General features: G+C 42.8%; 21 protein-coding genes. 15 read left to right on the top strand and 6 right to left on the bottom strand.

All coding sequences use genetic code 11. The features are described 5' to 3' along the window. Positions 1 to 58: 58 nt before the first annotated feature. Entirely contained in the window at positions 59 to 1,156 is a 1,098-nt protein-coding gene (locus tag ACP7AK_RS09800; protein ID WP_425879800.1) for an alpha/beta fold hydrolase, read from the bottom strand. Between the two features lie 142 nt (positions 1,157 to 1,298). Here ACP7AK_RS09800 and ACP7AK_RS09795 point away from each other — a divergent pair, with 142 nt between their 5' ends. From ACP7AK_RS09795 to trpB, 9 genes are all read left to right on the top strand, one after another. Then, positions 1,299 to 2,486: an O-succinylhomoserine sulfhydrylase gene (locus ACP7AK_RS09795; protein ID WP_005266235.1), complete on the top strand. Its 1,188-nt coding sequence runs from the start codon at positions 1,299 to 1,301 to the stop codon at positions 2,484 to 2,486. Between the two features lie 28 nt (positions 2,487 to 2,514). Then, a complete protein-coding gene (locus ACP7AK_RS09790; protein WP_425879799.1) occupies positions 2,515 to 2,844 on the top strand; it encodes a YbaB/EbfC family nucleoid-associated protein in 330 nt (109 codons plus the stop codon). Positions 2,845 to 2,857: 13 nt separating this feature from the next. Next, the gene (gene recR, locus ACP7AK_RS09785; protein ID WP_348939743.1) at positions 2,858 to 3,454 is read left to right on the top strand and encodes a recombination mediator RecR; all 597 of its coding nucleotides are present in this window, start codon (positions 2,858 to 2,860) and stop codon (positions 3,452 to 3,454) included. A gap of 178 nt (positions 3,455 to 3,632) precedes the next feature. Then, positions 3,633 to 4,775: a ribonuclease D gene (locus tag ACP7AK_RS09780; RefSeq protein WP_004278697.1), complete on the top strand. Its 1,143-nt coding sequence runs from the start codon at positions 3,633 to 3,635 to the stop codon at positions 4,773 to 4,775. Positions 4,776 to 4,905: 130 nt separating this feature from the next. Next, positions 4,906 to 5,211, top strand: a complete 306-nt coding sequence (locus ACP7AK_RS09775; protein ID WP_004278695.1) for a YcgL domain-containing protein — start codon at positions 4,906 to 4,908, stop codon at positions 5,209 to 5,211. A gap of 21 nt (positions 5,212 to 5,232) precedes the next feature. Next, positions 5,233 to 5,616, top strand: coding sequence for a hypothetical protein (locus ACP7AK_RS09770; protein WP_425879798.1), 384 nt, complete (start codon positions 5,233 to 5,235; stop codon positions 5,614 to 5,616). 20 nt (positions 5,617 to 5,636) lie between these two features. Beyond that, on the top strand, positions 5,637 to 6,488 hold the full coding sequence (locus ACP7AK_RS09765) for an AAA family ATPase (RefSeq protein WP_004278691.1): 852 nt from the start codon (positions 5,637 to 5,639) through the stop codon (positions 6,486 to 6,488). A gap of 13 nt (positions 6,489 to 6,501) precedes the next feature. Next, the gene (locus ACP7AK_RS09760) at positions 6,502 to 7,689 is read left to right on the top strand and encodes a vWA domain-containing protein (RefSeq protein ID WP_425879797.1); all 1,188 of its coding nucleotides are present in this window, start codon (positions 6,502 to 6,504) and stop codon (positions 7,687 to 7,689) included. A 107-nt stretch (positions 7,690 to 7,796) separates the two neighbouring features. After that, the gene (gene trpB, locus ACP7AK_RS09755) at positions 7,797 to 9,005 is read left to right on the top strand and encodes a tryptophan synthase subunit beta (RefSeq protein WP_425879796.1); all 1,209 of its coding nucleotides are present in this window, start codon (positions 7,797 to 7,799) and stop codon (positions 9,003 to 9,005) included. Between the two features lie 130 nt (positions 9,006 to 9,135). Here the strand turns inward: trpB and ACP7AK_RS09750 are convergent, their stop codons facing one another. The 3 genes from ACP7AK_RS09750 to ACP7AK_RS09740 form a co-directional block, all read right to left on the bottom strand. Continuing rightward, complete coding sequence (locus ACP7AK_RS09750; RefSeq protein WP_004278688.1) at positions 9,136 to 9,567, bottom strand: CBS domain-containing protein; 432 nt, start codon at positions 9,565 to 9,567, stop codon at positions 9,136 to 9,138. A gap of 104 nt (positions 9,568 to 9,671) precedes the next feature. Next, on the bottom strand, positions 9,672 to 10,052 hold the full coding sequence (locus tag ACP7AK_RS09745; protein ID WP_004645256.1) for a DUF2750 domain-containing protein: 381 nt from the start codon (positions 10,050 to 10,052) through the stop codon (positions 9,672 to 9,674). Positions 10,053 to 10,203: 151 nt separating this feature from the next. Further along, positions 10,204 to 10,437: a hypothetical protein gene (locus ACP7AK_RS09740; protein WP_005252035.1), complete on the bottom strand. Its 234-nt coding sequence runs from the start codon at positions 10,435 to 10,437 to the stop codon at positions 10,204 to 10,206. A 224-nt stretch (positions 10,438 to 10,661) separates the two neighbouring features. On the opposite strand from ACP7AK_RS09740, the gene ACP7AK_RS09735 reads away from it, so the two are divergent. Together ACP7AK_RS09735 and ACP7AK_RS09730 are read left to right on the top strand one after the other, a co-directional pair. Beyond that, the gene (locus ACP7AK_RS09735; RefSeq protein WP_004278683.1) at positions 10,662 to 11,021 is read left to right on the top strand and encodes a hypothetical protein; all 360 of its coding nucleotides are present in this window, start codon (positions 10,662 to 10,664) and stop codon (positions 11,019 to 11,021) included. A gap of 98 nt (positions 11,022 to 11,119) precedes the next feature. Beyond that, positions 11,120 to 11,443, top strand: a complete 324-nt coding sequence (locus ACP7AK_RS09730) for a hypothetical protein (protein WP_004731236.1) — start codon at positions 11,120 to 11,122, stop codon at positions 11,441 to 11,443. Here the strand turns inward: ACP7AK_RS09730 and ACP7AK_RS09725 are convergent. Both ACP7AK_RS09725 and ACP7AK_RS09720 read right to left on the bottom strand, forming a co-directional pair. Continuing rightward, a complete protein-coding gene (locus ACP7AK_RS09725) occupies positions 11,367 to 12,941 on the bottom strand; it encodes a M16 family metallopeptidase (protein WP_425879795.1) in 1,575 nt (524 codons plus the stop codon). The genes ACP7AK_RS09730 and ACP7AK_RS09725 overlap by 77 nt on opposite strands. Next, a complete protein-coding gene (locus tag ACP7AK_RS09720; protein ID WP_425879794.1) occupies positions 12,941 to 14,350 on the bottom strand; it encodes a M16 family metallopeptidase in 1,410 nt (469 codons plus the stop codon). Before ACP7AK_RS09720 ends, ACP7AK_RS09725 begins: the two co-directional genes overlap by 1 nt. 177 nt (positions 14,351 to 14,527) lie before the next feature. Here ACP7AK_RS09720 and ftsY point away from each other — a divergent pair, with 177 nt between their 5' ends. The 4 genes from ftsY (at position 14,528) to ACP7AK_RS09700 (ending at position 18,106) form a co-directional block, all read left to right on the top strand. After that, positions 14,528 to 15,631, top strand: coding sequence for a signal recognition particle-docking protein FtsY (gene ftsY, locus ACP7AK_RS09715; RefSeq protein ID WP_004278679.1), 1,104 nt, complete (start codon positions 14,528 to 14,530; stop codon positions 15,629 to 15,631). Between the two features lie 177 nt (positions 15,632 to 15,808). Further along, the gene (locus ACP7AK_RS09710) at positions 15,809 to 16,498 is read left to right on the top strand and encodes a nitroreductase family protein (protein ID WP_253102229.1); all 690 of its coding nucleotides are present in this window, start codon (positions 15,809 to 15,811) and stop codon (positions 16,496 to 16,498) included. Positions 16,499 to 16,694: 196 nt separating this feature from the next. Then, the gene (locus tag ACP7AK_RS09705; protein ID WP_004731228.1) at positions 16,695 to 17,288 is read left to right on the top strand and encodes a nitroreductase family protein; all 594 of its coding nucleotides are present in this window, start codon (positions 16,695 to 16,697) and stop codon (positions 17,286 to 17,288) included. A 203-nt stretch (positions 17,289 to 17,491) separates the two neighbouring features. Then, positions 17,492 to 18,106 (top strand): DUF2057 family protein, encoded by a 615-nt coding sequence (locus tag ACP7AK_RS09700; protein ID WP_253114260.1) that lies wholly within the window; start codon positions 17,492 to 17,494, stop codon positions 18,104 to 18,106. The last annotated feature ends 416 nt before the right edge of the window (positions 18,107 to 18,522 follow it).

Raw genomic sequence — 18,522 nt, 5'->3', positions numbered from 1 at the left:
TACCCTCTGAATATGTTTAAAGCTATTTAATATTTTTTTCTGGTGCGGGGAATCTACACTAAACATCAAGACGTGTAGAGCGCTGCACCAGCCAGGTCGTCATTTTGGGCCAGAATGTATTTGCCGTTTTCTGGTTCGACATTAGTCCAAGATGACCACCCGGTATAAGAGTAAACGTCTTATCTTGGCTACTTGTCAATTCCATCAAAGGCTTAGCTGACTGTTCTGTGACAATCTGATCGGTTTGACCTGCACCTACCAACAGGGAGCAGCTGATATTTTTAAGATTAACGACACGGCCATCCAAAGTGATAGAACCCTGTTTTAAAGGATTTTGCAGCCATAAATGCAGCACCATGTCCTGATTAATCCCACCTGGATAATCAATCATCTTGTTCAGGAAATTTCCCATGGTGGCATGTTCATAGACATCTTCGACATGATCCAGATTCAGCAAAAACTGCTTCTGGCTTTTGAGCCAGCCGATCGGATCGAGTAACTTGAAGCCCAAGGCATTTACAATACCCGGCGTATGAATATATTGCTTCGGGATCAGTCCTTGATGAATGGCTTGTTGCAAATTCTTATTTTTAGAAATCAGTTTATTAGTCGTAGAAAAAAGTTTGCCGACACGTCCTGACGCATAACTGTCGATAGGACTGCCCACCACGATCAGATTCTTGACATGTTCAGGCGAATGCAAGGCGGTATAGAGCGTGACAAACACGCCAGCCATACTCCAGCCGTGCAAGGAAATGAACTGACTGCCCGAATGCTTGCAGATGGTTTCAATGGATTGAGGAATGGCGGCATCGATAAAAGATAAAAAATTCAGGTGACGATGCTTAAAGTTAAAGCGTTTCCATTCCACCAGATAGACATCAAAACCGCTATGCTGAAAATGCTTGACCAGAGAGCGATAAGGATACAGATCATAGATATCCATATTAATCGCCAAGGGTGCGATAAAAACCAGAGGCTCCTTATATTTTTTTTCGGGTGAAGCGTAATAACGAATCTTGCAAAACTCGGTGCCGGCAATATATTCAAAAGGGGTTTTTTGCGACAGGATCAGTGAGGAGGCATTAAACACCCGGGTACTAAGGTGTTTCAATTTTTTTTGCTGGCGCTGAAAGTTTTGTTTTAACTGAATCATGTAAATAAAATATCCGTATCCGCGGGAGGATTGATCGAAGTCTAAGCAATAATCGCTTATTATGCCTTGACCTGAAATAGCTTAGGCGCTCAAAATGTTGGCAAATTTTTACAAAAGGCAGCCCGAGGGCTGAGGTAAAGCGATGAGCCAGCAAGACGATATTTCTTACCAATTAGAAACTTTAGCCATTCGTACCGGCCATACCCGCACTTTTGAAGGTGAGCATGGCGAACCGATTTTTCTAACATCGTCCTTTGTTTATGAAAATGCTGCAGAAGCCGCAGCCAAATTCTCAGGCCAGGAACCGGGCAATATCTATTCTCGCTTTACCAATCCGACCGTTGCCATGTTTGAAAAGCGTCTGGCTGCACTTGAAGGTGCAGAGCGCGCCGTCGCCACCAGTTCGGGTATGGCAGCTATTATGGCAGTGATGATGGCTTTTTTAAAAGCGGGCGACCATGTGATTTGTTCACGTGCAGTCTTCGGTTCTACGGTTTCCATGTTTGAAAAATATGTCGCAAAATTTGGCGTCAGCGTTGATTTCGTCGATTTGACCGATCTTGATGCATGGAAAAATGCCATCAAGCCTGAAACCAAAATTCTCTTTGTTGAATCTCCATCCAATCCTTTAGCAGAAGTAGCCGATATACAGGGACTCGCCGATATTGCGCATGCCAATAATGCTTTACTGGCGATTGATAACAGCTTCTGTACACCTGTGTTACAACAACCACTCAAATTTGGTGCAGACTTGGTAGTGTATTCTGCGACTAAATATCTGGATGGTCAGGGCCGCGCCTTGGGTGGTGCTGTCGTAGGTAATCACAAGTTACTAGAAGAAATCTTCGGCTACGTGCGTACCACAGGCCCGTCAATGAGCCCATTCAATGCTTGGGTCTTCCTGAAAGGCTTGGAGACACTACGTTTGCGTATGCGTGAACATTCAGCAAGTGCTCAGCAACTGGCTGAATTTTTGAATCAGCATCCAAAAGTAGAAAAAGTATATTATGCGGGCCTGCCTGAGCATGTCGGTCATGAACTGGCAGCAAAACAGCAGAGCGGTTTTGGCGGTATTGTGTCTTTTGAAGTCAAAGGTGGCCGTGAGGAAGCGTGGACTGTCATTGACAATACCCAGTTTATTTCGATTACCGGCAATCTGGGCGATGTAAAATCGACTATTACCCATCCGGCGACCACGACACACGGTAAATTGTCGCCTGAAGCCAAAGAAGCCGCTGGTATTCGTGAAGGTTTAATTCGCGTATCTGTTGGTTTGGAAGAGATTGGTGATATTATCCAGGATATTCGTCGCGGTTTAGACCTGATTTAATTTTATAAATTTATGTTCGGAGATATTTATGAACATTAACATGTTGATGCAGCAAGCTCAGCGCATGCAGAAAGAAGTTGAAAACAACGTAAAAAAAGCCAAAGAAGAGCTTGCGCAAACTGAAGTGCATGCCGAGGCGGGTGGCGGTCTGGTGAAAGTAACCATGACTTGCCGTAACGTAGTGAAGCGTATCGAAATCAATCCTGAATTACTTCAGGATGATCCAGACATGATCGAGGACCTGATTGCAGCTGCAATGAATGATGCAGCACGTCAGGCAGAAGTGGTATTTGACGAAAGAATGAAAGCAGCAAACTCAGGCATGGGTTTGCCGCCTGGTCTTGCAGGTATGTTCTAAGGAAGAATGCGCAATGTTTAGTGATCGTTTTGATCAACTCGTTCAAGCATTACGCATTTTGCCAAGCGTTGGGCCGAAATCGGCTCAACGTATGGCATTGCATATGATCATGAAAAATCGTGAGGGTGCTATTGGTCTGGCACATGCGCTGACTGAGGCAACCAATTACATTCATGAATGTTCAGTCTGTCATTCTCTGACCGAAGACGAAGTCTGCAATATTTGCAGCTCTCTGGATCGTGATGATGAACTGCTCTGTGTAGTGGAATCACCTGCAGATGTCATGGCGATTGAGCAAAGTGGTAGTTTCAGAGGTAAATATCATGTATTGGGCGGACATTTATCGCCACTGGATGGTATTGGTCCCGAAGAAATCGGTATTCCGTACTTATTGCATCGTTTGGCCAATGGTCAGGTGAAAGAAGTGATTCTGGCAACCAATGCCACGGTAGAAGGTCAGGCTACGGCGCATTATCTGGTTGAGGCCAGTAAGCATTTGCCGATCCAGATGACCCGAATTGCCCAGGGCGTACCACAAGGTGGTGAGCTGGAATATGTCGACAGTCATACCTTGAGTCAGGCAGTACATAACAGGATGCGCATGAAGTAAGCTAAGCTTAAATATCTTGTTAGTTTTAATATAAAAAAGATATTAATTAGAATATAAATCCTGATAAGTAAGCGCCATTTTTTAGGAAATAGGGCAGAATTGACGTTATTTTTTATACAAAAATTCTATAGATCAGTTAATATGGATCTATCGAGAATCTAATCTTAGACTCAGTTCTATGTTTCAATTTATTCAACATCAAAACGACTTAACTCATGTGCTGAAGCTGATGGATCAGAATTCAGTGTATGGGCTGGATACCGAGTTTATCAAGGTTGATACCTTATGGCCTAAGCTGGGTGTTTTTCAGATTAACGTAGACAATAAGGTCTATTTGTTGGATGGAACCACGCTAGATCTGACTGAGTTCCTTAATAAAATTTTTAACGCACAGCAGAATATTTTTCATGCCTGTAGTGAAGATATCGACCTGATCTATCACTATACCCAGAAGAAATCGCTGAGTAATGTATTTGACACTCAGGTTGGCATGTCTTTTCTTGGGCATGGTCTGCAAGTCAGCTATCAAAATGCATTGAAGCAGATGCTGGAAGTCGATATCGAAAAAGACCAGACCCGTTCTGACTGGTTGGCGCGTCCACTCAGTTCCGAACAGTTGCTCTATGCTGCCAATGATGTGCATTATCTGGTGCAACTGTCAGAGAAAATTAAACAGGATCTGGATTCGAAAGATCTGCTGGATTTTGCCTTGCAAGATTGCCGTTTTCTGACTCAGGAAATTGGCGAAGATACCCCAACTGCCTTGTTGTATCAGGATGTCGGCAATTACCGGCATTCACGCCGTCAGCTGATGCAATTGCAGCAATTAATGGTTTGGCGTGATCAGATTGCCAAAGCACTGAATCAGCCACGCAGTTTCATTTTGAAAAATGCCAGCATGATTGATCTGGTGGAAAAATTCCCGCGCAATAATTTCCAGCTGAGTCATGTGAAAGACATTCGTTCGAATGTGGTTCGTGAGCATGGTAAAACCATTTTAGATTTACTGAAATTCCTGCCGGAGCCGGCAAATTGGCCTTTACGTCTGGCACGTCCAATTCGCCACTCTTCCAAAGATATTGGCGAAAAAATTGATTCAATTATTCAGAATGTAGTCAATGAAACTTCAATTCCGAAAGAAGTGCTGATGCGCAAGAAATGGTTGAATGCACTGTATCAGCATGTAGTTTTTCACAAGGATGAACAGGATCTGCCGGATTATCTGCTTGGCTGGCGCTATGAGTTATTAACTCAGCCACTGATTCAGGTATTGCATCAGGATGAATCTTATCTGTCTACCCAGATGAAAGTCAGCGAGTGATTGGTTGCAGGATTGGTTAAAGAAAAAGCAATTATACAAAATCACGACTGATGCATGAGACGTGGCTAATGTTTCTGTCTTTTTTTTGATGTATCCTTGCGGTTGTTTTTCCAGAAAAGTCGTTTGAAATATGCAAGTGTCTATCTACAAATCCAGCAAAAAAAGTGAAATGTATCTGTATGTGGCGCGTCCTGCGAATGAAAGCGAAGCTGAAACATTCGAACCTTTAAGCGTATTGACTGAAGCAGTACAGGCAGCATTTGGACGTGCGACTTTTGTCATGCATCTTGAATTAAGCGAATCACGTAAACTGGCACGTGCCAATGTCTTGCATGTCATGGATTCTATTGAAACCCGCGGTTTCTTCCTGCAAATGCCGCCAGAAGGCTTGATTGATCCAAATGCTGTGGCACCAGAAGGTTTACGCGGTGCTTAATGTTGATTCAGGAGTTGTGAAATGAATGGTTATGTGGGTGTATTAGACTCAATTCCTGAACAGAGCATTGCCGTTGCAGTTTATCTGCTCGGCAGCCTGATTGCTTTATGGTGCTGGTATGGCGTGACCAAGCGTCTGCCTAAACCCATGGGCGGTTTTTTGTGGATTGTGGCCTTTGCCATTCTGCTAACACCGACGGTATCTGAGGGGTCGAATGCATCCATTGCACCCGCGATCTTTGGTCTGTTATTTGGGGTGCTGACCAAAGAGCAGTCCCTGGTTTGGATTAATGCGTCACTTATTTTATTTGTCATTGGGATTGGATCTGTGGTTGGCTATTGCTGGTCGACCTATGTGTCGAACAAAAGCAATATTCGTGTTCACGAGAAAAGTTCACCGCTGTAAGTAAAAAATAAGGTTCAATCATGTCTGCTGATATTCAACAATTTTCAGGTACCGATCAGTACATTGCGACTGACAGTTTAAAACTTGCGGTGAAAGCTGCACGCAGTTTGCAAAAACCGTTGCTGGTCAAAGGTGAGCCGGGTACAGGTAAGACTTTGCTGGCCGAGCAAGTCGCAGAAAGTCTGGGTTTGAAGCTGATCACCTGGCACATCAAGTCCACTACCAAAGCACAACAAGGCCTGTATGAATACGATGCCGTATCCCGCTTGCGCGATAGTCAGTTGGGTGATGACCGTGTCTATGACATCAAGAACTACATCAAGCCGGGTAAATTATGGGAAGCGTTTACCAGTGAAGAGCGCTGTGTCCTGTTGATTGATGAAATTGATAAGGCAGACATCGAGTTTCCAAATGACTTGCTGCATGAACTCGATAAAATGTCGTTCTATGTGTACGAGACTGGCGAGACCATTACCGCAACTCAGCGCCCAATCGTGATCATTACCTCAAATAATGAAAAAGAATTACCAGATGCTTTCCTGCGTCGTTGCTTCTTCCATTACATCGAATTTCCAGATGAAGCCACCATGCGTGAAATCATCGATGTGCATTTTGCCAATATCTCGACCACATTGGTCAATGAAGCTTTGCAAGTTTTCTTTAAATTGCGCCAGATTCCGGGTTTGAAAAAACCACCTTCAACATCTGAATTGATTGACTGGCTCAGCCTGCTCATGGCTGACGACATGCCGGAAGATATTCTGCGCAATACTGATAAATCCAAAGCAATTCCACCTCTATACGGCGCCTTGATTAAAAATGAGCAAGATGTACAGTTGCTTGAACGTCTAGCATTTATGTCACGTCGTTAAGGGAGAAACACGCATGTTTGTGCGACTGTTTTATACCTTACGCAAATACGGCGTACCGGTATCGACCCGTGAGTTGATTGATCTGAATCAGGCGATTGCTGCAGGTCTGGTGTTTGCTGATCAGGATGAATTCTATAAGCTGGCCAAAACCGTCATGGTCAAAGACGAGCGCTATTTCGACAAGTTCGATCGCGCCATGAAAGATTATTTTGATGGTATCGCGACCTTTGATCTGGATGAACTGCTAAATCAGGTGCATAAGCTGCCCAAAGACTGGTTCGATCTCGAATTACTCGAGAAGCATCTGACCCCAGAGCAGCGCGAAGAGCTGAAAAAAGCCGGATCGCTGGAAGAGCTGATGAAAATGCTAGAAGAGCGTCTGCGCGAACAGCATAAAAAACATCAGGGTGGTAACAAGATGATTGGTACCGGTGGGACTTCACCCTTTGGTGCTTATGGCGATCATCCTGAAGGCGTGCGTATTGGCGGGCCGGGGCGTAAGCGTTCTGCGGTGAAAGTCTGGGAGCAGCGTCAATACCGCAATCTGGACGATGAGCAGATTTTGGGTAGCCGCCAGATGCAGATGGCATTGCGCCGTTTGCGTAAGTTTGCCCGTCAGGGTGCAGCCGAAGAACTGGATATTGATGGTACGATTCGTGAAACGGCTAAGCAGGGTATTCTGGATGTACAACTGATGCCGGAGCGTCGTAACCGCATCAAAGTTTTAATGCTGTTCGATGTCGGTGGTTCGATGGATGCGCATATTGCCCAGTGTGAAAAGTTGTTCAGTGCTGCGAAAACCGAATTCAAAACCCTGGAATATTTTTATTTCCATAACTGTCTGTATGACTATGTCTGGAAAGACAATATCCGTCGTTCCAGTTCACGCATGAATACCTGGGATTTGTTCAATACCTATGGCCGTGATTACCGCGTGATTGTGGTCGGTGATGCCAGTATGGCACCGTATGAGCTGAATTCTGTCGGTGGTTCTGTTGAATATATGAATGATGAGGCTGGGCAAGTCTGGTTGCAGCGTCTGCGTCAGCATTTTGATAAAACCGCCTGGCTGAATCCTGAAGAAGAAAAATACTGGCATTACACCCATACGATTGGTCTGATCCAGCAAATATTTGAAAATCATATGTTTCCAATGACATTAAAAGGCATTGAAGACATGACTAAATATCTGGCGCGTTAATTCCATTTATCTATAAGTGACTTTAGTTGGAGTTATTAGTGATTTAAAACAAATTATTCTAGTATGAAGTCACTCATTATCTTTTATTTAAAATCTCGGGCATGATTATGACTCATCAAATTAATGGTATTGCCTTACCCAATGAAGAGGGTTTTTTTGGTCAATATGGCGGTCAGTTTATTCCACCCGATCTGAAACAGGCCATGGATGATATTAATGTGGCCTATCAGGAAATTCGTCAGACTGAAGAATTTCAGAATGAATTGAAAGACCTATTTGCTCATTATGTCGGTCGTCCAAGTCCACTATTTCATGCCAAACGTCTTTCTGAACAGCTCGGTGGAGCCCAGATTTATTTGAAACGTGAAGATCTGAACCATACTGGCGCGCACAAGATTAATCATTGCCTAGGTGAAGCACTACTGGCCAAATATATGGGCAAGACCAAAGTCATCGCAGAAACTGGTGCCGGCCAGCATGGTGTTGCTTTGGCAACTGCATGTGCCTTGGTGGGTATTCCGTGTGAAATTCATATGGGGCAGGTGGATATCGAAAAAGAGCATCCAAACGTCGTCAAGATGAAAATTCTGGGTGCCAAGCTGATTTCTGTGACTCGCGGTACAGCCACACTCAAAGATGCAGTCGACAGTGCTTTTGAAGAATATTTGAAAGATCCGAAAAATTACATCTATGCTATCGGTTCGGTGGTTGGACCGCATCCATTTCCGATGATGGTTCGTGATTTTCAGTCGATTATTGGTGATGAAATTAAAGTTCAGGCCAATGAACGTTTTGGTGCAAATCCTGATTATGTCGTTGCCTGTGTCGGTGGGGGTTCCAATGCAGTGGGCGCATTCACTGCATTTTTAAATGAACCAGATGTGAAACTGGTAGGCGTTGAGCCGGCAGGTCATGGTTTAGATACCGATATGCATTCAGCTACTTTGACCTTAGGTAAACCGAGCCAGTTACATGGGATGGCCTGTTATGTGCTTGAAGATGAACAAGGCGAGCCATTGCCAGTGCATTCAATTGCTTCTGGTCTGGATTATCCGGGTGTGGGGCCGCAGCATAGCTTGCTTAAAGATTTGGGTCGGGTTGAGTATACGACTGCAACCGATCAGGAATGTCTGGATGCATTTATGACCTTGTCCCGTGTAGAAGGGATTGTGCCTGCACTAGAAAGTTCGCATGCGGTGGCTTGGGCAATTCGTGAAGCGGGTAAATTGCCAAAAGATACCAAAATTGTGGTGAACTTATCGGGTCGTGGTGATAAAGACTCAGATTACGTCGCAGAAAAATTAGGTCTAAACTGATTTTATTCAGAATGTTCATATAAAAAAATCCCGATACACGTACCGGGATTTTTTATGCATCAGATATAAAACTTTATCTTGATGTCACTTAAGTGATCTTCAAATGCCTTAGAGAAGGCTAGATGATGTTTTAACCTGAGATATATTGCTGTAACTGTTCAATCAATTTACGTTGGTCATCCATGGCGGCCTTGACCAAATCCCCAATTGAAATCAGACCGATCAGTTTTTCATGTTCGACCACGGGTAAGTGGCGTAGGTGGCGTTCAGTCATCAGAGATAAACAGTCTTCTACGCTAGTAGCTGTATTTACGGTAATCACTTTAGAGGTCATGATCTCATTAACAGTGGTGTCGAATGAGGTTCTTTGCATCAGCGCGATTTTACGCGTGTAATCCCGCTCTGACAAAATCCCCACCACATTGTCTTCATGGGTTACCACAAGCGCCCCGATTCCTTTGTCGGCCATCAAGGTGATGGCTTCTAAAACAGTAGAATCTGGACGGATGGTATAAATAGCTTGATGCATTTTTTCACTGAGCACCTGTGCCACATTGGTCATGCTTAATCATCCTTATTGGTTAATTTATTATTAATCCTAGAGTATGTATTCAACCTGAACATCTCTAAGTGTTTAGGTTTTAGTCTTTATAAATAGCATGTTATTTAAGCAATGTGCAGTCTTTGTTGCGAAAAAAACAGATGACGCATCTGTGCAGCAGTCAGTTTGAGTTTGGTTCCATTGGTGTTGAACAGGGCTGGCGTAACATTCAGTCGCGACAGGGTCGGCAATAATGCATTTTCAAAATCTTCAGAATTGATTTTACGCGGGATGTAATCCGGCCAATGCTGCTGGGCATAATTTTTAGCATCCAGCGGATTGAGCCAGAATGGGAAGATGCAGTCTTCCTGGTCACGCATCATCGCCCAGCCTTGGTGATATGCGCCCCATAGCTCGCCACAATTCATCAAAGATTTAAGCATCGTGATCTTTAACAGAAAGTTTTTGCAGATCGGATCAAATTGAATAATTTTTCGTGGTTTCATTAGAATAAAGTGCTATTGGAGTTCAGGCTCTATTCTAGAAACTTTATATGAAATTACTGTTTCAGCTTTGCAAGGATTCGTAAGAAAATATGTATTGATTGCTACTTATTGAAAAAAGGGCATAAAAAAACGCCACCTAGGTGACGTTTCTTTATGCTTGCATGGTGGCCATGTTCTGCCAGTACTGGGCTTTGAGTGAATCTCGTTCTACACGGAAACCTTGATAATAAAGTTCTGCTAAAAAGAGTGCTGCTTTACCATGGCCTGCACGAGCGGCTTCTTCAAGCTGTTTTACCGCATCAGCAAAGTTCATTTGCGATTGAATGGTATTCACGGCATCTGCGTACAGATGTTCCAGATCGTGTTGAGAGAGTTGATGTATCATATAAAAACTCCTTAATTTTAATTATGATTACAGGATAGACTATTTAGTCTAAATACAAATATAAATTAGTATTGTTAAACTAATATTACAAAATAATGGAAAAGTCAACTATTCGATTTTATTTGTTTACTTAAGTTATAGTTTAACTGATTAAACTATACACAACTATAAATATTATTAAGCTACATTGTAAATGGATAGCAAACAATAAGGAGAAGGCCATGATGACAAGAACTTTAGATGGTGTGAAATTTGATATGCCTCCGACTGCAGGTCAAATTATGGAACTTGCCGATTTGCATCGTAAAAAACTCGATCAAGCTATATTCAGTAAATATACCCATCTAGGCGATTATGGGCTGGCACAACGTAAAGAAGTCTACGACTTTACCCGGGCGCTGGACGAAAACCAGCGTGAGCAGTTTTATAAACTCTATAATGGTGAGCTGGTCCGCATTGCAGATGAGGATCGTCTGCATCCGCCTGAAGCAGAAGCCGGTTTAAGTAAATTTGCAATTGCACTGGTATTACTTGTTGTTGCATTGGTGTTGTATTCAACAATTATTACTAGAATAATGAATTAATGCCCAAAATAGCAGGATTCAGCTCTTGTGAATATTCAGTGCGCTGACTTGAACTTATGTAACTGCGACCATACACTACCTCTAACCTGAGGTAGTGTATGTCTATAGATACAGAAAAACTAAGCCAATTTTTCAGCAGAATCAAACTGGAACAGATTTATAACAGTGTGGTTATTTTTATTATTGCGGTCATTCTACTTTTAGCCGCATTTGCTTTATATCGTCCGCTTAGCCTTTCCCAAGTCACCCAGATTCAACAACTGTCTAAACAGCAAAACCTTCCCCAAACCCAAGATATGGCACTCGCCTTGTTAGAGCAGCAGCATATCCGTCGTGGGCAGTACCTTAAATTGATGCAGGCTTATCAGCAGGAATCGCTTCGGGCACGTCAGCTTCCGCCGGTCTCTGTGGAGATGCCTTAGGCATAGGATTTGTTGGTAGGTAATAATTGGCATCCCTTAAATTCTGTTCCAAACGCATTTTCAAAGCATTTTGATCCAGTTCTTTATTGACAACGACCAGGGTTAAGCGATCAGGATGAAAATGCTTTCGCACTGCATTTTGTACATCTGCCGCTGTGATTTTAGCCAAGCGTTCTGGATAACTGGATAAATAATCAGTTTGCTCACTATAAAAACCCATATTGCCTAGCTGGGCATTAATGGTGGCATTACTGCTGTAATTATTAGGAAAAGCACGTAACATGCCTGCTTTGGTTTCTTCCAGATGCTGAGTATCAATAGGTTGACTGACAAAGTTGATAAATGCTTGATGTGCGACCTGAATGCTATCTAGCAGTTGATCCTGACGCGTGGAATACTTAAAGCTGAATACGCCCGGTGCCTGACTAAAGCTCAACGAACTATAAGCGCCATAAGTAAAACCACGTTTCACCCGCAGTTCCTGCATCAATACCGCATTAAATCCGCTACCGCCAAACATGCGATTGGCGACCTCTAAAGCCAGTTTATCTTCAGTAAAGCGGGTTGGGCCTAAATGCCCAAAAGTGACATGCGCCTGAGACGAGTTATAGGGTAGATGTACTACTTCAAAGCCAGATTGAATTTCAGGCTGTGGCAATGTTTCTGCTTTTTGCCCTTGAGGTAAGTTGCCGGCAATTCGTTCAGACAGTTCGAGTGCCTGTTTCGGGCTGAGTTTGCCAGTAAGGGCAATATTCATATTTTGCGCCACCAAAAACTGATCACGAAATTTTTTCAATAATTCTGCATTAATTTTCTTGGTGCTGCCTTGGGTGCCGCTGATTGGTTCTGCATAAGGGTGCTGACCATATAAAGCGCGATAAAAACGGATATCCATCAGTCGGCTTGGGTTTTCCTGCAGCTGTTTTTGTCCCACTTGGGTATTGCTTAAAGCCAGATTAATGCTGGACGGTTTAAATGACGCATTCTTAAGAACCTCCATCAGCATGCTCAATGCGGGTTCCAGTTTTTCCGGGTCTGAAAGCGTACGCAGACGGACCACAAACATGTCCCGATAGGCTTGTACGCTGAATTGTGCTCCGGTTTGGTCAAAAACTTCCGCTACCTGATTGGCGCTATATTTGTCGGTTCCTTCACGCATCAACTTGGCTGCCATATTGGATAGGCCATATAGACCTTTGGTAATTTCCTGATCACGAGCCGAACCGGCATTAAAGGTCAGCTGGATATCTACCATGGGAAGATCCTGCGTTTCAACGAACAGTGTACGTACCTTATAGCGATTGTTCAGGTCATGAATATAAGGCGCCTGAAATTCTCGTTGCTGATTAATATTTTTTAAACTTTGCAGTAAAGGGATAGACTGTAACTGACTGGGGTTGTCATTTTGGTCAGGTTGAGGGTTAAGATAGTTTTCTGCATGGGTAGCCGAGCTAAGACTTAAAGTTGAAATAAGCAAAAATGGACGAAGCTGAAGCATTATAATCCCCGTTGCTGGGTGTTTTGTTCGGGTGAGAGATAAAGCGTGCTGAGATTCTCACGCACAAAATAGGCGTTGGCGACGCGCTGGATATCCTGAACACTGACACTTTCAAAGTGTTTCGGTAATTCATCCATCAGCCGATAACTCAAGCCATTGACCTCTAGATTTCCAATCATTTTGGCTTGTCCGGCACTATCATCCTGGCTATAGATCAAATTGGAAATAAAGCGGGTACTGATACGATCCACTTCCTGTTGGGTCATCGCTGTAGTTTTAAGTAAATCCACTTCATCCTGAATTGCTTGTTGTGCTTCTTGCAAAGAGATGCCCGGCGCAGGTAAGGCAGAAATACCAAACAGGCTGTCGCCGCGATTATAGGGATCATAAGAAACGCTGACAGAGGTCAGAATTTTACGATCACGTACCAATCGGTCTTGCAGGCGCGAAGAAATGCCACTGTCCAAAAGACTGCGAATAATGGTCAAGGCATAAGCATCTTGGGGGTTTTTGGCAGTGCCAAGGGATTTTACATTCCAGGTCATGTACAGATTGGGCACCTGAACATTGCTATTGATCTCCATATGGCGATAACCCAAACGCTCAAACTCCAGTACATCATTGCGTGCTGGGGTTGGACGTGCGGGAATGTCAGCAAAATATTTTTGTACCTGAGCCAAAGCAGCTTCAGATTCTACATTTCCAACAATCACCAGAATGGCATTATTCGGACTGTACCAGTCCCGATACCATTTTTTGACATCATTCAACTGAATATTATTCAGAGTTTTCATGTGTCCAATCACCGGCTGACGGTAGTGGCTGGTCGGATAACTGATCCATTTAAACCGTTCAAAGGCTTGCGCACGCGGATTGTCATCGGTGCGCTGGCGCCGTTCTTCCATGACGACTTTAATTTCTGGCTCGAAGTCCTGCTGTCGAAGTAATAAATTACTCATCCGGTCAGATTCAAGTTCCAGGGCCATAGGAAAATAGGCTTTAGGATAAAGCTGATAATAATTGGTGTAATTGGTGAAGGTAGCCGCATTGATACTGCCGCCATAAATCCGGCTAAGACGGGTAAATTCATCATTCGGTACTTTATGGGTGCCTTTGAACATCATATGTTCAAGCGCATGTGATACCCCCAGAATATTTCCAGATTCATCGCTGCTGCCGACTTTGTACCAGATTTGTGTCATTACCATGGGCGCACGATGGTCTTCCCGAATAATGACTTTTAAACCGTTACTTAAAGTGGTTTCAAAAGTAGTCCGTGACAATTCGCTTCGGGTTTGTGCCTGAACCGAGTTAAAACTCAGGCTAAGCAAGACTGCTGCACCGAGTGGATAAAGCGTCTGTTTGATCATTTGCGAGAAAGAGGAGATAGTCAAAAAGGTGATGAACACTAGATCTCCTGAAATAGGCGTTTGTATTTAGAGTTATTTTTAATAAATGCGTGCATGAAAGCAACCGAGAGCTGTAGCTTTTTGGTATGTTTGTCCAGCATTTGCATTGCTAGCTGCAAAGCAGGCAAGTTATGGTAGAATCTGGGTTTTTAACGCAATGCTTTTCAAGGATTCGGCATGCAACAGCAATCTAATGGGCAAAACAAATTTTTGATTGATGCTGATATCGGAGATGATGATGTCACATTACCGAGCTTACCTGCGGTCAATGTGCCTATCGTAGAAACGCCAAGCGAAACAGCTGTAGTTTCTGCACCTGTCGAAACAGAAACTGAAAATGAAGATTCTGCGGCGAAAGGTGGCTTCTTTAGCCGTATGAAAGTGGGTTTAACCAAAACCCGTAAAAACCTTGCCGATGGGATGGTAAATATCCTGATCGGTGGTAAAGAAATTGATGATGAATTATTAGAAGAAGTCGAAGAGCAGCTTCTGGTGGCCGATATCGGTGTGGAAGCCACCAAGACCATTATCGCTAACCTGACTGAACGTACGGCACGTGGTGATTTGATCTATTCGCATTCACTCTATAAAGCGCTTCAGGAAGAACTGGTGGCTTTATTGGCACCACGGGTAAAACCGCTGCATATTGATCCGAATAAATCGCCTTATGTGATTCTGGTAGTTGGTGTGAATGGTGTCGGTAAAACGACTACCATTGGCAAGTTGGCAAAGCGCCTGCAAGGTGAAGGCAAGACCGTCATGTTGGCAGCAGGCGATACTTTCCGTGCGGCTGCAACTGAACAGCTCCAGATCTGGGGTGAGCGTAATAATATTGCGGTTGTTGCTCAGGGTCATGGTGCTGACTCAGCTTCAGTGATTTTCGATGCTTTTGAAAGTGCGCGTGCCAAAGGTGTGGATGTATTGATTGCAGACACAGCGGGCCGTTTGCATAACAAAGGTCATTTGATGCAGGAATTGACTAAAGTAAAACGTGTAATGCAGAAAATCGATGCCACTGCACCTCATGAAGTGATGTTGGTGGTCGATGCCGGTACTGGTCAGAATGCTATTAATCAGGTCGAGATGTTTGATGAGGCGGTAGGCTTGACGGGCTTAACTATTACCAAACTTGATGGTACTGCCAAAGGTGGGGTACTGTTTAATATTGCCAGTCGTACTCATGTGCCGATTCGCTTTATTGGTGTGGGTGAAAAAATTGATGACTTGCGTCCATTCTCTGCCAAATCTTTTGTTGCTGCATTATTTGAAACTGAAAAATAAATAATGCGCAATGCTTCACACAAACTCCGCCAAGTGCGGATTTTGTTGTTTTTGGCTGGTTTGAGTGTTGTAAAAATCAACAGCAAAACCACCACTAAATCTGCCTATCTTAATAAAGGCCTTATAATTGTAGGGGATTCTCTAAGCTGATTTGGCTTGTTTGTTGTGGGGTAGAAAATGGCATTGCTAAATAAGATTGGTCAGGTATTAACAAGCGATATAACCAAGGATTTTAAATTTTCAAGAAAAAATAAACTGAATGATGATTTAGAACTGACTTTTGTCGATCAATTGAAAAAGCGCCGTAGTATCGATCAACTCGGTAAGCGGGTACATTATAGTCAGGCTTATCTTGGCGAAATCATTCAGGAAGCAGTGCGGAGTTGTCCTTCGGCTTATGATTCTCAAACTACGCGCATTGTGGTGTTATTTGCAGATTCTCATCATCAATTCTGGGAAATTGTGAAACAGGTGCAGCGTCAGTATATGCCGGCACATATTTACGAAGGAATTGAAATCAAGTTGAATCAATGTGCTGCGGCCTATGGCACGGTTTTATTTTATGAAGATCAAGCCGTGATTCAACAATTACAAAAGAAAATGCCATTAAATAGTGAGGATTTTCCAGCATGGTCGGAACAAACTTCCGGTATGGCGCAATTTGCCGTATGGACGACGCTGGCAGATTCTGGCTTAGGGGCATCCTTACAGCACTATAATCCACTGATTGATGAAAGGGTCGCAGAGCATTTTCAGATTGAAAAGAACTGGTTGTTACGCGCACAACTTTGCTTTGGGTCAATTGAACAAACAGTAGCAGAAAAATTACAAAAACCGGATCAGCATCGTTTCAAAGTATTTAATTAAAAGTTTATAGAACACTTTATATGTGACAGCATGGAAGCTGCGGATAAAATCAGATACAAATACGCTACTCAGATCTAAATCTGATTGTTCTATAAATAAAACACATTGTTATCGAAATGCACCTGTCTTGGGTGCTTAAAGCACGTAATATAACTTTATCGATTTTCAAATAACCAAAATATACAGAGGTGGGTTCATGGCATTTTTAGATCAAATCAAACAACGCCGTAGCATTTATTCAATTGGAAAAAATGTAGATCTGGATCAAGCAGAAATTGAGAAAATCATTAAAGATGCGGTGAAGCACAGTCCGTCATCTTTTAACTCGCAAACCTCGCGTGTGGTGATTTTATTTGGTCAATCACATGATACTTTCTGGCATATTGTACGTGAAACTTTACGTGACCTGGTTTCAGCAGATGCATTTGAATCAACTAATAGCAAGATCAATGCTTTTGCTGCGGGTTATGGTACCGCATTGTTTTATGAAGATCAGAATGTGGTGAAGTCGATGCAGGAGCAGTTTGCACTCTATGCCGATAACTTCCCGGTCTGGTCTGAGCATTCTTCCGCTATTGCACAGTTTGCAACCTGGACCGCTTTGGCAGAAAAAAATATCGGTGCTTCATTGCAGCACTACAATCCAATTATTGATGAAGAAGTCGCACAAACTTTCGAGATTCCATCTCACTGGAAGCTTCGCGCTCAACTGGTATTTGGGTCAATTGAAGCACCTGCAGGTGAAAAAACCTTTATGGATGATGCAGAGCGCTTTAAGACTTTTGCATAAATGATTTTAGATTATAAAAAAAGAAGCACTTTGATGCTTCTTTTTTTATGTCTTAGAGTTGGATTTGGATATGATGTGATATCTCTAGCAAATAAATGCTAAAAACACAGGCTGTATCGCTCTAGCTTATGTCATAAGATTGTCATTTAAGCGCGGCATAGTGCAGCTAATTTTTAATAAACAACCAAAAATGAGTAAAGGATATGGGTTTACGTATTGCGGCAACTGCAGCAGTGTTTCTGTTTAGCACACCAGTTTTTTCGGCAGTGACCGTCACAGTACCTGAAGAAATAAAAATTGTTGCCGTAAATGATCAAGAGGTGAACTCGGGTCTATTACGTTCTAATCAGACTTATAGCTTGGATGCAGGTGTAAATGCGATCAGCGTACGCTATAACGAATTTTTCCAGCATTCAGACAATTCACATGACATTTTAAAGTCAGGTGTGGTTACGGTAAAAACACCAAGCCTTAAAGATGGTGAAACTTACCGTTTAGCACTTATTCAGGCGCCTAAAGATTTTGATGCAGCGCAAAAATATAAAGATCAGCCCATTATTGGCCTATATGATGCGAAAAATCAGCTCTTAGTCCAGCAGGCGGGCGCTAAAGATGCAGCGAAACCATGGTTTGGAAATCGCGTGTTGACTAAAAAAGTAGATATGACAACTCAAGCTGCGACACCAGTTAATCAACCTTCAGCTGTATATACTCAGTCAGCAGACCAGAATGATCAGCAGCTGATTCAATTATGGCAGAAAGCTTCTAAAGCTGAACGTCAAAAATTTATGACTTGGCTCGCTGAGCAGACAAATTAAAATATTTTGATGAAGAATCAAAAAGATCACCATTGAGGTGATCTTTTTTTATGAGATGAAGGCTAGAAAATTAACATTTGCTTAAACTTTTCATGCGGAATTAGCTAGAAAAACGCAAAAAAGTGTTAAAAATAGCCTTTTAGATTAAAAAATAAACGTATGATTGGTTTTTTTGAATATTTTTAAGAAAAGTCCTTGCGCTCGTTTTGAAACTGTATAGAATACGCAGCACACCAACGCAATGCATGAAACGAAACGTTAAGTGATTGGGTTGGAGCTTGAAACTGACGAGGTTTTAAGAAGATCATTAAGAGATTATGAAGAACAACTTGTGTGGATTTTTACTGGTTGATTGATCGAAATTATTTTCATTGATTGATGGTAGAAATTACTCGAAGTTTATTTGAGAAATATTT

Source organism: Acinetobacter sp. TWP2-2-3, assembly GCF_049896445.1.
GTDB lineage: Bacteria > Pseudomonadota > Gammaproteobacteria > Pseudomonadales > Moraxellaceae > Acinetobacter.
The sequence above is the reverse complement of the archived record's forward strand: the minus strand, read 5'-3'. Positions and strand labels throughout refer to the sequence as shown.

What these genes read in the sequence shown, in the direction of transcription:
- ACP7AK_RS09800 (WP_425879800.1), bottom strand. Translation starts at nt 1,156, where the DNA reads ATGATTCAGTTAAAACAAAACTTTCAGCGCCAGCAAAAAAAATTGAAA.
- ACP7AK_RS09795 (WP_005266235.1), top strand. Translation starts at nt 1,299, where the DNA reads ATGAGCCAGCAAGACGATATTTCTTACCAATTAGAAACTTTAGCCATT.
- ACP7AK_RS09790 (WP_425879799.1), top strand. Translation starts at nt 2,515, where the DNA reads ATGAACATTAACATGTTGATGCAGCAAGCTCAGCGCATGCAGAAAGAA.
- recR (WP_348939743.1), top strand. Translation starts at nt 2,858, where the DNA reads ATGTTTAGTGATCGTTTTGATCAACTCGTTCAAGCATTACGCATTTTG.
- ACP7AK_RS09780 (WP_004278697.1), top strand. Translation starts at nt 3,633, where the DNA reads ATGTTTCAATTTATTCAACATCAAAACGACTTAACTCATGTGCTGAAG.
- ACP7AK_RS09775 (WP_004278695.1), top strand. Translation starts at nt 4,906, where the DNA reads ATGCAAGTGTCTATCTACAAATCCAGCAAAAAAAGTGAAATGTATCTG.
- ACP7AK_RS09770 (WP_425879798.1), top strand. Translation starts at nt 5,233, where the DNA reads ATGAATGGTTATGTGGGTGTATTAGACTCAATTCCTGAACAGAGCATT.
- ACP7AK_RS09765 (WP_004278691.1), top strand. Translation starts at nt 5,637, where the DNA reads ATGTCTGCTGATATTCAACAATTTTCAGGTACCGATCAGTACATTGCG.
- ACP7AK_RS09760 (WP_425879797.1), top strand. Translation starts at nt 6,502, where the DNA reads ATGTTTGTGCGACTGTTTTATACCTTACGCAAATACGGCGTACCGGTA.
- trpB (WP_425879796.1), top strand. Translation starts at nt 7,797, where the DNA reads ATGACTCATCAAATTAATGGTATTGCCTTACCCAATGAAGAGGGTTTT.
- ACP7AK_RS09750 (WP_004278688.1), bottom strand. Translation starts at nt 9,567, where the DNA reads ATGACCAATGTGGCACAGGTGCTCAGTGAAAAAATGCATCAAGCTATT.
- ACP7AK_RS09745 (WP_004645256.1), bottom strand. Translation starts at nt 10,052, where the DNA reads ATGAAACCACGAAAAATTATTCAATTTGATCCGATCTGCAAAAACTTT.
- ACP7AK_RS09740 (WP_005252035.1), bottom strand. Translation starts at nt 10,437, where the DNA reads ATGATACATCAACTCTCTCAACACGATCTGGAACATCTGTACGCAGAT.
- ACP7AK_RS09735 (WP_004278683.1), top strand. Translation starts at nt 10,662, where the DNA reads ATGACAAGAACTTTAGATGGTGTGAAATTTGATATGCCTCCGACTGCA.
- ACP7AK_RS09730 (WP_004731236.1), top strand. Translation starts at nt 11,120, where the DNA reads ATGTCTATAGATACAGAAAAACTAAGCCAATTTTTCAGCAGAATCAAA.
- ACP7AK_RS09725 (WP_425879795.1), bottom strand. Translation starts at nt 12,941, where the DNA reads ATGCTTCAGCTTCGTCCATTTTTGCTTATTTCAACTTTAAGTCTTAGC.
- ftsY (WP_004278679.1), top strand. Translation starts at nt 14,528, where the DNA reads ATGCAACAGCAATCTAATGGGCAAAACAAATTTTTGATTGATGCTGAT.
- ACP7AK_RS09710 (WP_253102229.1), top strand. Translation starts at nt 15,809, where the DNA reads ATGGCATTGCTAAATAAGATTGGTCAGGTATTAACAAGCGATATAACC.
- ACP7AK_RS09705 (WP_004731228.1), top strand. Translation starts at nt 16,695, where the DNA reads ATGGCATTTTTAGATCAAATCAAACAACGCCGTAGCATTTATTCAATT.
- ACP7AK_RS09700 (WP_253114260.1), top strand. Translation starts at nt 17,492, where the DNA reads ATGGGTTTACGTATTGCGGCAACTGCAGCAGTGTTTCTGTTTAGCACA.